Below are 14,211 nucleotides of genomic sequence, written 5' to 3'. Positions count from 1 at the left end.
TCACGGCTCCAGCAGCGCCGCCGGGACGTCGGCGGGCCGGCTTCGCAGGTACTCGCCGAGTCCCTTGGCCTGCGGGTCCGGCCGCGTCGCCGACGCCACGCCGTCGCCCAGCAAACCGACCACCACGAAGTTCACCGCTCGCAGGTTCGGCAGCTCGAACCGGCGGATCTCCAGCTCGGCAGCCTCCGGCAGCAGCTCCCGGAAGCGGTCCACGTCGAGATAACCGCGCAACCACGAGTACTCCTCGTCGGTGCGGGTCCAGAACCCGACGTTCGCGTTGCCACCCTTGTCCCCCGACCGCGCGCCCGCGATCGTGCCGAGCGACACCCGTCGTGTCGGCCCGAAGTCCCGTGGTTCCCCAGCCACCACAGGCGAAGACACCGAAGCGCCAGTCGGCGGGTGCGGAATCACGAGTCGTGAACCATCCGGCAAGGTCACCCGGTGCTCCACCGAGGACGCGGGCACCAACGCCGGCCAGTAGACGCCGAAAGCGCTCTCCGCGGTCGGCGGGGTCGTCGTGTGGAAGCCCGGGTAACCGCCGAGCGCGAGTTCCATCGTGGTGTTGGCGAAGCGGCGGCCGACCTTGCGAGCGTCCGGGTCCTTCACCGTGATCCGCAGGTGCGCGGTCGCCTCGGCGTTGACCGGCGAACCCGGGTGGTCGAACCGCAGCAGCGTCACGTCGACCTCGGCGAACTGCTCCCGGCCGCCCAGCAGATCGAACAGCTGCTGCTCGGCCCAGGCGGCCTTCTCCTCGATGCGGTCGCCGGTCAGCACCAGCGTCATCGTGTTGCGGTAGCCGCCGTCGTGGTTCAGCGCGACCTTGAGCCGCTCGCCCGGCGGGCTGCCGCGGGTTCCGCTGATCCGGACGCGGTCCGGCGCCTCCTCGAGAAGCCGCAGGCTGTCGAAGTGCGCGACGGCGTCCGGCCCGGCGTACGCGGGTTCGGCGATCTCGTACAGCAGCTGCGCCGTGACCGTCCCGACCGAGACCAGTCCCCCGGTGTCGGCGTGCTTCGTGATGACGCTCGATCCGTCGGCCGTGACCTCGGCGATCGGGAAGCCCGGGTACCGCCGGTCGGTGACCTCGTCGAAGAAGGCGTAGTTGCCGCCGGTCGCCTGCGGGCCGCACTCGATCACGTGCCCCGCGGCCATCGCCCCGGCGATCGCGTCGACGTCGGAGGGTGTCCAGCCGTGCCACCACGCGGCCGGGCCGGTGACCAGCGACGCGTCGGTGACCCGCCCGGTGACGACGACGTCCGCGCCGGCGTCGAGGGCCGCGGCGATGCCCCAGCCGCCGAGGTAGGCGTTGGCCGTCAACGGTTCCACGCCGGCCTCGGAGAGCTTGCGGCCGGTGTCGAGGTGCACCAGGTCCGGCAGCCGGTCGACGATGTCGTCGCCGTCGACGTAGGCGATCTTCGGGTGCAGGCCCAGCGCGTCGATCCGTGCCGCCAGCCCGGCCGGGTTCAGGCCACCGGCGTTCGAGACGATCCGGATACCCCGGTCCAGGCAGGTGCCGAGCACGTGTTCGAGCTGGGTGAGGAACGTCTTGGCGTAGCCGGCGGCGGGATCCTTCCGGCGCGCCTTCCAGAGGATCAGCATGGTCAGCTCGGCGAGGTAGTCGCCGGTGAGGACGTCGATCGGGCCGCCCTCGACCATCTCCCGCGCCGCCTCCAGGCGGTCGCCGTAGAAGCCGGAGCAGTTCGCGATCCGGACCGGGCGCTTCACGCGCGTCCCCGGCCGGGGGCGCCCGCGAAGGCCTGGGCGATGCCCATCCACTCCTGCGCGACGGGTCCGCGCACGACCAGGTCGGTGTCCGAAGCGTCACGGCGCTGCGTGACCGCCAGGCAGAAGTCCAGCGCGGTGCCTTCGACGCGGTCGGCGGCGGCCCCGTCGCCCCACGTCCACTTGTCACCCGAGGGCGCGTGCAGGACGACCCGGATCGGGACGACCGGCGCCGGGCGATCATGGAGCCCGAAGCTGAACGCCGTCGTCGAGACGCCGAGGTGCGCGATGTGCCGGAGCCGGTCGGTCGGCACGCGCGTCACGCCGAGCGTGTCGGCGATGTCCTGCCCGTGCGCCCAGGTCTCCATGATCCGCGCGGTCACCGACGACGCGACGCTCATGTCCGGCCCGTACCACGGCAGCCGGGCCCGGGGGTCGCGCCCGCGGAACGTCGTGACGAACGCCGTCCGCGCGCGCCGGAACCACTCGCGGACCTCCGCCGCGCCCAACCCTCGGTGCTGAGCGGCGACGCGGTCGGGGAAGTCCATCCCGTCGGCCAGCAACGCGGCCGCCACGAGCCGGAAGCCCTCGGGGTCGACGGCGGCCTGCGTCGCGGTCTCGTCGAAGAAGGCCAGGTGCGTGACCTGGTCCCGGACGTCCCAGCCCACGGCGGGCGTCGGCCGGGCGATGCCGTCGTCGTCGAGCGGGGCGAGCATGGCCTCAACGTCGGCGGTCTCGGCGAGCAGGTCGTCGAGCAGAACGTCCAGGGAAACGGGCATGTCAGCGTCCTTCCCACACGGGCGTGCGTTTCTCGCGGAACGCCGCGGGGCCTTCCTGCGCGTCCCGCGAGCGGTAGACCGGCGCCCAGATCTCCTCGGCGCGGTCGTAGACGTCGTGGCGTTGCAGGTACGCCGTCTGCTTCGCCGCCCGCACGGACAGCGGTGCGTTGGCGGCGATCCGTTCGGCCAAGACCTGCGTACAGGACCGCAGCTCATCCAGCGGCACGACGTCGTTCACCAGCCCGACCTCCCGGGCGCGTTGTGCGGTCAGGGGGTCGCCGGTCAGCAGGATCTCCATCGCGATCCGCGGCGGCACCAGCCAGGACAGCGGCGCGGCCCACGGCGAGCCACGGCCCACCTTCACCTCGGTCACGGCGAACCGGGCGTGCGCCGCGGCCACGACGAGATCGCACTGCTGGGCCAGCAGGAACCCGCCCGCGTAGGCGACGCCGTTGACGGCCGCGATCGTCGGTTTCGGGATGTCGATGTTGCGGCCGAACTGCGGCAGGAAGTCCGGTGGCGGAATCTCCAGGGCCGTCTCGGCCATCTCCTTGAGGTCGCCGCCCGCGCAGAACGCCTTGTCGCCCGCGCCGGTCAGGACGAGCACCGCGGCCGAGTCGTCGGCGACGAACCGCCGGGTGCCTTCCCAGAGGCCGTCGCGGACCTCCTTCGACAGCGCGTTGCGGGCTTCGGGCCGGTCGATCGTCAGCCAGGCGACGCCGTTGCGGACCTCGTAGGAGACGCTCACGACACGACCGCCAGCACCTGGCCGGTGTCGACCTGGTCGCCTTGGCTCACCCGCAGGTCGGACAGGACGCCGTCGGCCGGGGCGGCGACGGTGTGCTCCATCTTCATCGCCTCCAGGACGACCAGCGGCTGCCCGGCCGTCACGGCGTCGCCCTCGCCCGCCAGGACGCGCACCACCGCACCGGGCATGGTGGCGAGCAACGACCCCGCGGCTGTCGCGGAGTCCGGGTCGGCGAAGCGCGGCACCTCGGCCAGCGCGGCCGACCCGTCCGAGCTGTCCACATAGGACACGCCCGCCCGAGGGTGCACGGCGTAGGTGCGGTGGACGCCGTCGATCTCCAGCTCCACCAGCGAAGGTGACGCGGACAGCAGCCGCACGGAACCACCGAGCGGCTCGCCGTTCACCGTGACGCGCAGGCCGGACCGGCCCAGCGAGTACGCGACCTCCAGGGTTTCCCCGTCCAGGGTGTACGCGATCCGTTGAGGGGCGCAGCCGACGTTGCGCCACCCGGACGGCATCTCGGGCACCACCCGCGCGTCACGCCGGTTGCGCGCCTGGGCCGCCAGAGCCGCGGCCACCGCCTGCCGGGCCCCGCCCGGGGACGCGCCGAGTGCGGCCGGATCGTGCCGGGTCAGGTAGCCGGTGTCGGTGCGCCCGGCCAGGAACTCCGGCTCGGCCAGGATGCCGGCCAGGAGGTTCCGGTTGGTCGTGACGCCGTGCAGTTCGGCCTGCCACAGCGCCCGCGCGAGGGTCCGCGCGGCTTCGCGGCGGGTCCGGCCGTGGGCGATCACCTTGGCGAGCATCGGGTCGTAGTGCGGGCCCACCACGGAACCGTCCTGGACGCCGGAGTCGACGCGGACGCCCTTCAGCGCGGGGACGCGGAAGCGGTGCAATGTGCCGGTGGCGGGCAGGAACCCGGCCGGGACGTCTTCGGCGTAGAGCCGGACTTCGATGGCGTGCCCGTCGATCCGGGCGCCGGTCGCCTCAGGCGGCAGCGGTTCGCCCTCGGCCACCCGCAGCTGCAGCTCCACCAGGTCCAGGCCGGTGACCAGCTCGGTGACCGGGTGCTCGACCTGCAGCCGCGTGTTGACCTCCAGGAAGAAGAACCGGCCGCTTTGGTCCAGTACGAACTCGACCGTGCCCGCGCCGGTGTAGCCGATGGCCTTCCCGGCGGCGACGGCCGCGGCGCCGAGTTCGGCGCGCAAGGCGTCGTCGACCGCCGGTGACGGGCACTCCTCGACGATCTTCTGGTAGCGCCGCTGGATCGAGCACTCGCGCTCGAACAGGTGCACGACCTCGCCGTGGGTGTCGCCGAGGATCTGGACCTCGACGTGGCGCGGGTCGACGACGAACCGCTCCAGGAACACCGAGCCGTCGCCGAACGCCGACGCGGCTTCCCTTCGCGCACCCTCGACGGCCTCGGACAGCCCGGCGGCGTCGTGCACGACACGCATGCCCCGGCCGCCACCGCCGAACGCGGCCTTGACCAGCACCGGAAACCCGATCGAAGCGGCCACCGCGGCGAGGTCGGTCTCGTCCGTGACGGTCGCCCCCGGCAGCACCGGCACCCCGGCCGCGTCCATCAGCGCCTTGGCCTCGATCTTCGAGCCCATCGAGGCGATGGCCTCGGGCGACGGCCCCACGAACGTCAGCCCGGCTTCGCCGCAGGCGCGGGCGAAAGCGGCGTTCTCCGACAGGAACCCGTAGCCGGGGTGGACGGCGTCGGCCCCGGTCGCTCGCGCGGCGGCGATCACCAGGTCAGCACGCAGATAGGTGTCACCAGGTGCGGACCCGGGCAGCCGGACGGCCTCGTCGGCGAGCCGGACGAAGGGCGCGCCCGCGTCCGGGTCGGAGTAGACCGCGACGGTGGAGATGCCGAGGTCGTGCGCGGTGCGCATGACCCGGGCGGCGATCTCCCCGCGGTTGGCGACGAGCAGTTTCGCGATCATCGGCTCACATCCGGAAGACGCCGAAGCCGCGACGGCCCTCGACGCGGTTGGAGTGGACGGCGGACAGCGACATCCCCAGGACGTCCCGGGTGTCGCGCGGGTCGACGATGCCGTCGTCGTACAACCGCGCGGTGACGGCGAAGGCGTGCGACTCGGTCTCGATCTGCGCCTCGATGGCGGCCGTGCGCGCCCGGTCGGCGTTGTCGTCGAACGGCTTTCCCTGCGACGCGGCGGAGTTGCGGCCGACGATCGACATCACCCCGGCGAGCTGGGCCGCGCCCATCACCGCGAGTTTCGCGCCCGGCCAGGCGAACATCAGCCGCGGGTCGTAGGCGCGCCCGGACATGCCGTAGTTGCCGGCGCCGAACGACGACGCCATGTTGACGGTCAAGTGCGGCACCGTGCTGTTGGTGACGGCGTTGATCATCTTGGCGCCGTCCTTGATGATGCCGCCCTGTTCGTAGCGGGTGCCGACCATGTAGCCGGTCGTGTTCTGCAGGAACACCAGCGGGACGTCGGTCTGGTTGGCGAGCAGGATAAACTCACTGGCCTTCTTGGCTTCCTCGCTGAACAGCACGCCGCGGTGGTTGGCGAGCACGCCGACGGGATAACCGTGGATGCTCGCCCAGCCCGTCACCAGCGAGGTGCCGTAGAGCGGCTTGTACTCGTCGAAGTCCGAGCCGTCGACGGTCCGGGCGAGGATCTCGCGCGGGTCGAACGGCACCTTCGGGTCCGGCGGGACGATCCCCAAGATCTCCTCGGGGTCGAACTTCGGCGGTTCCGGCGTCCGGCTGGGCGCGGGGCCGAGCTTGCGCCAGTTGATCCGGCTGATCACGCGGCGGCCGAGCCGGATCGCGTCCCGCTCGTCGACGGCGAAGTAGTCGGACAGGCCGGAGACGCGGGAGTGCATGTCGGCGCCGCCGAGGGACTCGTCGTCGGCCTCCTCGCCGGTGGCCATCTTGACCAGCGGCGGCCCGCCGAGGAACACCTTGGCCTGGTGGTCGACCAGCACGGCGTAGTCGCACATGCCGGGCACGTACGCGCCGCCGGCGGTCGAGTTGCCGAACACGATGGCGAGGGTCGGGATGCCCAGCGACGACAGCTCGGTCAGCTCGTGGAAGATCCGGCCGGCCGGCACGAACAGGTCGGCCTGCGTCGGCAGGTCGGCCCCGCCGGACTCGACGAGGTTGATCACCGGCAGCCGGTTGACGCGGGCGATCTCCAGCGCCCGCAACGTCTTGCGGAGCGAGTAGGGGTTCATCGCCCCACCGCGCACGGTCGGGTCGTGCCCGATGACCACACACTCCACATCGGACACCACGCCGATGCCGGTGAGCACGGACGCGCCGACCGTGAAGTCGGTGCCCCACGCGGCGAGCGCGGCCAGTTCCAGGAACGGGCTGTCCGGGTCGAGCAGCAGCTCCAGGCGTTCGCGGACCGGGAGCTTGCCGCGGTCGCGGTGGCGCTGGACGTACCGCTCACCACCGCCCGCGATGGCCAGCTCCAGCTGTTCTTCCAGCCTCACCAGCGCGTCGAGCTGGGCCTTCCGGTTGGTCGCGTAGCTCTCGGCGGAGACATCGAGCAGGGACTTGAGGACGGTCATTCCGCTCCCCCGTAATGCCCGGAGTGCTTGTCCCGGACCACGTTCTTCTGGATCTTCCCGGTGGACGTGCGCGGCAGCTCATCGGTGACGATCACGGCCTTCGGGACCTTGTAACCATCCAGGCGGTCCTTCAGCCGCAGCCGCAGGTCGTCGGCGTCGATCGTCTCCCCCGGCTTCGGCACGACCACCGCCGTGATGGCCTCGGTCCACCGCTCGTGCGGCAGCCCGACGACCACGACCTCGGCGACGTTCGGCTCGGTGTCGTAGACGGCCCGCTCGACCTCGATCGAGGCGACGTTCTCGCCGCCGGTCTTGATGACGTCCTTGGAGCGGTCGGCGAACCACAGCACGCCGTCCGGCCCGAACCGGCCGACGTCGCCGGAGTGGAACCAGCCGTGCCGGAACGCTTCCTCGGTCGCCTCGGGGTTGTGCAGGTACTCCTGCATCGTCGACGGCGCCCGGTAGACGATCTCGCCCTGCTCGCCGCGCGGCAGCAGCTTCCCGCCGGAGTCCATGATCCCGACCTGGACGCCGGTGAGCGGCGTGCCGACGGCGCCGACGTGCGAGAGCTGGTGCTCGGGCCGGAACAACGTCGTGATCGGGCTCATCTCGGTCTGCCCGAACAGCAGCGCGAAGTCGCAGCGGAAGCCGTCGAGGCACGCCTTGATCTGCGCCTCCGGCATCGGCGCCATCGCGTAGACCGCGCGCCGCAGCGACGACAGGTCGCGCCCGCCGAACGACGGGTGCTCCAGCGCCGCGCGGAACATCATCGGCAGGCCGAAGACCTGGGTGATCTTCTCGCGTTCGATCGTGTCGAGGAACCGCTCGGGGTCGAAGCCGCGGTGCACGAAGATCGTGGCGCCGAGGAGGATCGCGGGTGTGCAGAAGGCGTTCAGCTGCGCGGTGTGGAACATCGGCATCATCGCGACGAACCGGTCGTCGGGGCGCCAGCCGGAGTCCAGCGCGGCCGACATCGACTCCAGGTGGATCGCCAGGTGCGTCCCGACGACACCCTTCGGTGAGGCCGTGGTCCCGGAGGTGTACAGATAGGACAGTGGCGCGCGGTCCTCGATGACGACCTCGGGTGACGTCGTGTCGTCCGAGAGCACGTCGTCGACGGTCAGCCCGGTGACGTCGCCGCCGGTGCCGGGCGCGAGGATCACGTCGGCGACTCCGGGCACCTGGGCCACGGCCGGCGCGATGACCCCGGCCAGCTGACGCTCGACGACGATGCCACGAGCCTGCGAATGCCCTAGCACGTAAGCGACTTCGTCACTCCGCCAGCCGAGGTTGATCGGCACGCAGACGAGCCCGAGCTTCGCGCAGGCGTAGTAGACCGCGAGGAACTCGGCGCTGTTGGCCGACGCCAGCGCGAGGACGTCGCCGGTCGTGTACCCGCGCGCCTCCAGGCCGTGCGCGAGCCGGTTGACCCACGTGTCGAACTCGCCGTAGGTCCAGCGGCGGTCGCCGTCGACCACGGCGAGCGTCTCCGGGCGGGCGAACGCGACGCGGGTCAGCGCGTCACCGACGTTGACCCGGTGGACGAGGTTGTGGTTCGTCATCAGTCCTCCTAGTAGGACCGGGGCAGCCCGAGGCTGTGCTGGGCGACGAAGTTGAGGATCATTTCGCGGTTCACCGGGGCGATCCGCAGCAATCGGGCGAGCCCCCAGTACGGCAGCAGCCCGAAGTCCGCCGAGACGCCGTTGCCGCCGTGGGTCTGGATCGCGGCGTCGACGGCGGCCAGCGCGGCCTCCGCGGCCGCGTACTTGGCCATGTTCGACGCCTCGCCCGCGGGCTGCCCCGCGTCGTGCAGGGCCGCCGCGCGGTGCGTCATCAGGGCGGCCAGCTCGGTTTCGATCTTGGCCTTGGCCAGCGGGTGCGAAACCCCCTGGTGGACACCGATCGGCCGGTCCCACACGGTCCGCTCCCGGGCGTAGCGGGCGGCGACGTCGAGGGCGTAGCGCGCGATCCCGACGCAGAGCGCAGCGCCGGTGATGCGCTCGGGGTTGAGGCCGTGGAAGACCTGCCGGAAGCCCGCGCCCTCCTCGCCGACGAGCGCCGTGGCGGGCAGGCGGACGCCGTCGAAGTGCAGCGTGAACTGCTTCTCCGGGAGCATGACGTCCACCGGCAGCGGCGTTACCGTGAGGCCGGGCGCGTCGACCGGGACCAGGAACAGCGACAGCTGGGCCGTGCCGTCGGGGTCGCGGCCGGTGCGGGCGACGAGCAGCAGCGCGTCCGCGGTGTCGACGCCGGAGATGTAGTACTTCTCGCCGTCGACCACCCAGTCGTCGCCGTCGCGGCGGGCGGTGGTGGTCAGCTTGTGGGTGTTGGAGCCGGCGTCGGGCTCGGTGATGGCGAAGACGACCTTCGCGCGGCCGCTCGCGAGCCCGGGCAGCCACTCCTTGCGCTGCTCCGGCGTGCCGAACTCGGTGAGCACCTCGGCGGAGATGGCTTCGGTGACGAGCAGCAGCAGGATCGGCGCGCCCTTCGCGGCGCTCTCCTCTATGACGATCGTCAGCTCGGCCAAGCCGCGGCCGCCCCCGCCGTACTCCTCGGGGATGTTGACGCCGATGAACCCCGCGTCGCCGAGCGCGTGCCACAGCTCGGTGCACTCACGGCCTTCACGCGCGTGGTCGACGTAGTACTTGCCCCCGAACGGGGCCGCGATGGCGCCGACCGCGGCCCGCAGGTCACGGGCCTCGTCGCTCTCGAACACGTCCACGCCGACGCTCCTTAGTGATTCTTCATTCACTTATAGCGCACCGTAGCGCTCGTCTGCGAGGATGACAAGATGACGGCGACTCCCCCGGCCACCCGACGGCGGCGCGACCCCGAGCGACGCGAGCGGATCCTGACCGCCGCCGCCGAGCTCACCGCGCGGCGCGGGTTCCACGCGATCGGCATGGCCGACATCGGCGCGGAGGCGGGCATCGTCGGATCCGGCGTCTACCGGCACTTCGAGAACAAGGACGCGATCCTGGTCGCGCTGCTCGACCGCGTGATGACCCGGCTGCAGGACGGCGCCGCCGCGATCCTCGCCGGCGCCCCCGCCGATCACGCCGTGCTTTCCGGCCTGATCAGGGATCACATCCGGGTCGCCATCGAGGACCGCACCGTGCTGGCGGTCTACCACCGCGAAATCCACAACCTGCCCGAGGAGGACCGGCGGCGGCTGCGCCGGGCGCAGCGGCACTACCTCGAGGACTGGGTCCACGTACTGGCCCCGCTGCGCCCCGACCTCGCCGACGGCGAAGTGCGCCTGGCCGTGCACGCGGCGATCGGCGCCGTGCAGTCCACGCTGTTCTTCCGCAGCGGGCTCGCCCCGGAGCGGCTCGCCGCCCTGCTCGGCGAAATGGCGCACGCCTGCCTCGGCGTCCCGGCACCACCATCCCCGTGAGTGAATGGCGAATAACTTTCTCTTGATTTGGTGACCTGGCTCACGGCATGCTGATCGACGTCGGCGACGGCGAAGGAGCCCGGGATGACCACGACCAGTGCCCTGCCCCACCACCCGCACGGCGCCGCCTTGCCGGACCCGGCCGCCATCGACGTCGAAACCCTGCGTGGACGCCGCGCGGTGAACCGCTGGGAACGGACGTCGGTCGGCGACGTCTTCGAACGGCTCACCTGGAGCCGGCCGGACCAGGTGGCGATCAGCGCGGCCGAGGGCGCGTACGGCGAAGAGCCGTTCGCCTCCGTGACGTACCGCGAAGCCGACCGGATCGCGAACCGTCTCGCCCACGCGCTCGCCGCCGCGGGTCTCGCGCCCGGCGACCGCGTGCTGCTGTTCTGCGAAAACACCGTCGAGGCGTTCCTGGCCAAGATCGGCATCGCCAAGGCGGGCATGGTCGCCGTCCCGATCAACCCCGGCCTCGCCCCGGACGTCGTCGAGCACCTCGTGCGGCAGACCGAGCCGCGGCTGGCGATCGTCGACGCCGAACTCTGGCCGCGCCTCGAAAGCGTCGCGGACCTGCGGATCGGCGCCACCATCACGGTCGGCGGCGGCCCGGTCGCGGGCACGCCGTCGTTCGGCGCGTTCCTCGACGGACAGCCGGACACCGAACCCGACGTCGAGATCCACGGCGACGACATCTTCCAGCTGCTGTTCACCTCCGGCACCACCGCGATGCCGAAGGGCGTGATGCTCTCGCACAGCTACGCGCACCTGGCCGGGCTGAACTTCGCGCTGTCGCTCACGCGCGGCCTGCGGCACGAGACCGACCTGCGGGTCTGCACGTTCCTGCCGATGCTCTACCACGTCGGTGACGCGCTGTTCACCTACTCGACGTTCCTCGCCGGCGGCACGCTCGTCCTCGGCCGCCGCCCGGTCCCCGGGCCGGTCGCGGTGTCGCTGGCGCGGTCGCGAGCCACCGCCGTCTGGGCCGGATCGCCCCAGTTCGTCGGCGCGCTCGCCGACGCGATCGACGCCGACCCGTCGCTGGACCTGACGTCGCTGACCACGCTCGTCTACGGCTGGGGTGCGCTCGCGCCCGAGTTGCTGCGGCGCCTCGAAGCCCGGACCGCGCCCGGGTTCGTCACGGTCGGGATCTTCGGGCAGACGGAAGCCATCGCCTGCCACCGGTTCTGGCCGTCGGCGTGGCCGGAGGTGCACGCGCGCACGGCCCCCGCGATGAACTACGTCGGCGTGCCGAGCGGGCTGCTCGCCTCCGACGTCGTCGACGAGCTGGGCGAACCGGTCCGCGGCGTCCCGGGCGAGGCGGTCTACCGGTCGCCGGTGATGACGGCGGGCTACTACCGCGACGCGGAGGCGACCCGCGAGGCGTTCCGCGGCGGCTGGTTCCACTCCGGCGACTCGGCCGTGGTGGACGAGGACGGCCTGCGCGTGATGGTGGACCGCTACAAGGACATCGTGAAGACGGGCGGCGAGAACGTCTCGAGCATGCGCGTCGAGGCGGTGCTGGGTCAGCACCCGGCGGTCCTGCGGGCCGCGGTGATCGGTCTCCCGCACGAGCACTGGGGCGAAGCGGTGACGGCGGTCGTCGTCCTCCGCACTCCCGCCACCGAAGCCGAGCTGATCGCGTTCTGCCGCGAACGCTTGGCCGGCTACGAAAGCCCGAAACGCGTGGTGTTCGCGGAGACCCTGCCGGACACGGTGGGCGGCAAGATCCTCAAGTACAAACTCCGCGCCCAGCACGCGGCTTTGTACGGCTAGGGTTGTCGTGAGTGTTTAGGGCGGTTAGAACCGCCCTAAACACTCACGACAACTTGCACCGAGCGTCAGCCGAGCGCCCAACGCTGCAGCGCCGCTCCTGTGTCGGCCTGCTGGGTGACCGCCGCGCCGTCCACTGTGGACGCCGTGGTCAGCACCAGGCCGCTGTGCTGGGCCTTCAGTGTCGAGCCCGTGACCAGCCAGCGCTGGTTGGCGCCGCCCGTGCACGTCCACTGGATGACCTTCGCGCCCGCCGACGTCGAACCGTCGGCGACGTCCAGGCACAGCCCCGATTCCGCGTTCGCGATGCGGTAGCTGCCGTCGGCCTGGTGGGTGAAGACCCACTTCTGGTTGGCGCCGCCGTTCGGCGTCCACGTCACCAGCGCCGTGCCCGCGGTCGTCGAGTGGGCCGGGACGTCGAGGGCCTTGCCGGACGCGGTCAGCGTGTGCGTCCCGTCCACAGTGGACGAGGCGGTGAACGTCAGCGTCTGCTCGGCTGCGGTACGACCCCCGCCCGACCACGCGCGGAACGGTGTGGTGTCGGCCGCGCCGGAGAGACTGAGCGACAGCCCGCTGTAGCGGTTGACCAGCCGGAACCCGCCACCCTGGGCCGGAATGGCGAACCACTGCTGCCCGACCGACGTCCCCGTCGTCACGACCGGCTTCGTGCCCCAAGCGCGGTTCGCGGGTGACGTCGGCACGCCGAGCGCCTGCCCGGTGGCCGCGTTGGTGATCCGGTAGGCGCCGTCGCCGGTCGCCGTGAACGTCCAGGCGGCCAGGTCGGAGGTACCGGTCGTCGACGTCGTCGCGGAGCTGCCCGAAACCTGGGCCAGGACGCGGCCGGCGCCGCTGCCGATGCGGTAGGTCTTCGCCGGGTCGACCGGCGGCGCGGCGGGCGTGCCGGTGACCGTGATGTTCGCGTACTCGCCGTCCGACGACGCGCAGGCGATCGAGCAGTACGACCGGAACGTCTTGCCGACGATCGTGGCGCTGGTCTTGTTCGCGTCGTCGGCGAACCAGCGGTACCAGGAGCCGGACTTGTAGGCGCCGGAGTCGCCGATCAGCCGCCACTTCTGCGTGGCCAGGTCGTCGGTGACGTAGAACTTCTGCGGCGCGGTGCCGGTGACCACCTCGGGCTCGCCGATGTAGACGCCGAGGTGCGCGTCGTAGGCGATGTTCATGACGAACAGGTCGGACTTCGGCGGCAGCTGCCCGGCCGCGACCTGCTGGTCGACGTTGCCGGTGTTCGCGGGGTCGTAGTCGTCGGCCGGTGGGGTGTAGCCGGTGGCGGTGGTGCCGGTCGGCACCATGTTGCTCTCCTTGCCGCCGACGCCGGGCTGCGTCCACTTGCCGTCGTACCACTTCTGCCACGAGCCGGTCGCCATCTTGGCCGACATCGGCGACCGCGCGACGTGCGCGAGCCCGGCCATGCCACCGCCCGCGCCGGCCTTCGGCACGATCCGCGAGCCGTAGTAGACGTAGAAGTAGCCCGACACGGGGTCGGCGAACAGCCGCGGGTCGCCGTCGCCGTAGTCGAAGGTCTGGTTCGGGAACGCCGCCGTGTCGCCGCGCTTCGTGCTGTACGGCGAGGTGATGGCGTGGCCCTTGATGCTCCAGGTGTGACCCTGGTCGGTGGAGACGGCCCAGTCGATCGCGTCGTAGTGCGAGAACGAGTACGCGCCGAACGGCTCGGGCGTGAACTCGTTGTGCACCAGGCCGTACCAGGCGCCGGTGTCCGGGTCGACCCAGGTGCCGACCAGGTCGCAGAAGTTCTTCTGCGCGTAGCTCGACCCGGCCGGCGGGTCGGTCGCTTCCTTGCCGGTCGGGCTCGTGTTGCAGCGCCAGGTGGTGTCGTTGTTCTTGTCGCGGGACTCGGCCGGGTTGACGGCGTTGCTGAGCGCGCTCGACTTCGCCGCCGAGTCGAAGTCGGCGCCGGTGTAGAACTCCCACTCGCGCGGGCCGTCCGCGCCGTAGAGGGCGGCCGACTGCTGGAAGTAGAACGTGCCGTCCTTGTCGATGAACGCGCCGGCCGGCGTGTCGGTCGGGTAGGCGTACGTGCCGGTGGACCCGACGGTGACGGTGTAGGCGGCGGCCGCGTCGGCCGGAGAGGCGGCGACGAGGCCCGCGGCAAGAGCCGCGGCGGCGAGCGAAGCGCTGAGCGATGACATGACCACGGTCGTCTCCTCGGGGACCTGAGCGAGCGATCGAACAATATCGAACAGCTTCTGTGTCGTTTTCTGATC

General features: G+C 71.5%; 10 protein-coding genes. 2 read left to right on the top strand and 8 right to left on the bottom strand.

The window, feature by feature from the left end:
• Genes ACLJQZ_RS35580 through ACLJQZ_RS35550 form a run of 7 tightly spaced genes read right to left on the bottom strand, consistent with a single transcriptional unit; the run spans position 1 to position 9,520 of the window.
• The gene (locus ACLJQZ_RS35580; protein WP_410624488.1) at positions 1-1,722 is read right to left on the bottom strand and encodes an acyclic terpene utilization AtuA family protein; all 1,722 of its coding nucleotides are present in this window, start codon (positions 1,720-1,722) and stop codon (positions 1-3) included.
• Complete coding sequence (locus ACLJQZ_RS35575; RefSeq protein ID WP_410624487.1) at positions 1,719-2,498, bottom strand: TIGR03084 family metal-binding protein; 780 nt, start codon at positions 2,496-2,498, stop codon at positions 1,719-1,721. Before ACLJQZ_RS35575 ends, ACLJQZ_RS35580 begins: the two co-directional genes overlap by 4 nt.
• Before the next feature lies 1 nt (position 2,499).
• Positions 2,500-3,246: an enoyl-CoA hydratase/isomerase family protein gene (locus ACLJQZ_RS35570; protein ID WP_410624486.1), complete on the bottom strand. Its 747-nt coding sequence runs from the start codon at positions 3,244-3,246 to the stop codon at positions 2,500-2,502.
• Entirely contained in the window at positions 3,243-5,195 is a 1,953-nt protein-coding gene (locus ACLJQZ_RS35565) for a biotin carboxylase N-terminal domain-containing protein (RefSeq protein ID WP_410624485.1), read from the bottom strand. Before ACLJQZ_RS35565 ends, ACLJQZ_RS35570 begins: the two co-directional genes overlap by 4 nt.
• A 4-nt stretch (positions 5,196-5,199) precedes the next feature.
• Complete coding sequence (locus tag ACLJQZ_RS35560; protein ID WP_410624483.1) at positions 5,200-6,798, bottom strand: acyl-CoA carboxylase subunit beta; 1,599 nt, start codon at positions 6,796-6,798, stop codon at positions 5,200-5,202.
• Complete coding sequence (locus tag ACLJQZ_RS35555) at positions 6,795-8,360, bottom strand: AMP-binding protein (protein ID WP_410624481.1); 1,566 nt, start codon at positions 8,358-8,360, stop codon at positions 6,795-6,797. The genes ACLJQZ_RS35560 and ACLJQZ_RS35555 overlap by 4 nt, the downstream gene beginning before the upstream one ends.
• Before the next feature lie 8 nt (positions 8,361-8,368).
• Entirely contained in the window at positions 8,369-9,520 is a 1,152-nt protein-coding gene (locus tag ACLJQZ_RS35550) for an acyl-CoA dehydrogenase family protein (RefSeq protein WP_410624479.1), read from the bottom strand.
• Between the two features lie 69 nt (positions 9,521-9,589).
• On the opposite strand from ACLJQZ_RS35550, the gene ACLJQZ_RS35545 reads away from it, so the two are divergent.
• Together ACLJQZ_RS35545 and ACLJQZ_RS35540 are read left to right on the top strand one after the other, a co-directional pair.
• On the top strand, positions 9,590-10,195 hold the full coding sequence (locus tag ACLJQZ_RS35545) for a TetR/AcrR family transcriptional regulator (RefSeq protein WP_410624477.1): 606 nt from the start codon (positions 9,590-9,592) through the stop codon (positions 10,193-10,195).
• Between the two features lie 84 nt (positions 10,196-10,279).
• Positions 10,280-11,971 (top strand): AMP-binding protein, encoded by a 1,692-nt coding sequence (locus ACLJQZ_RS35540; RefSeq protein ID WP_410624475.1) that lies wholly within the window; start codon positions 10,280-10,282, stop codon positions 11,969-11,971.
• Between the two features lie 65 nt (positions 11,972-12,036).
• On the opposite strand, the gene ACLJQZ_RS35535 is transcribed toward ACLJQZ_RS35540, so the two are convergent.
• A complete protein-coding gene (locus tag ACLJQZ_RS35535; RefSeq protein WP_410624473.1) occupies positions 12,037-14,136 on the bottom strand; it encodes an RICIN domain-containing protein in 2,100 nt (699 codons plus the stop codon).
• Between the last annotated feature and the right edge of the window lie 75 nt (positions 14,137-14,211).

Source organism: Amycolatopsis sp. cmx-8-4 (genome assembly GCF_046548675.1).
Lineage (GTDB): Bacteria > Actinomycetota > Actinomycetes > Mycobacteriales > Pseudonocardiaceae > Amycolatopsis.
This window is presented reverse-complemented; position numbering and strand designations above follow the sequence as displayed.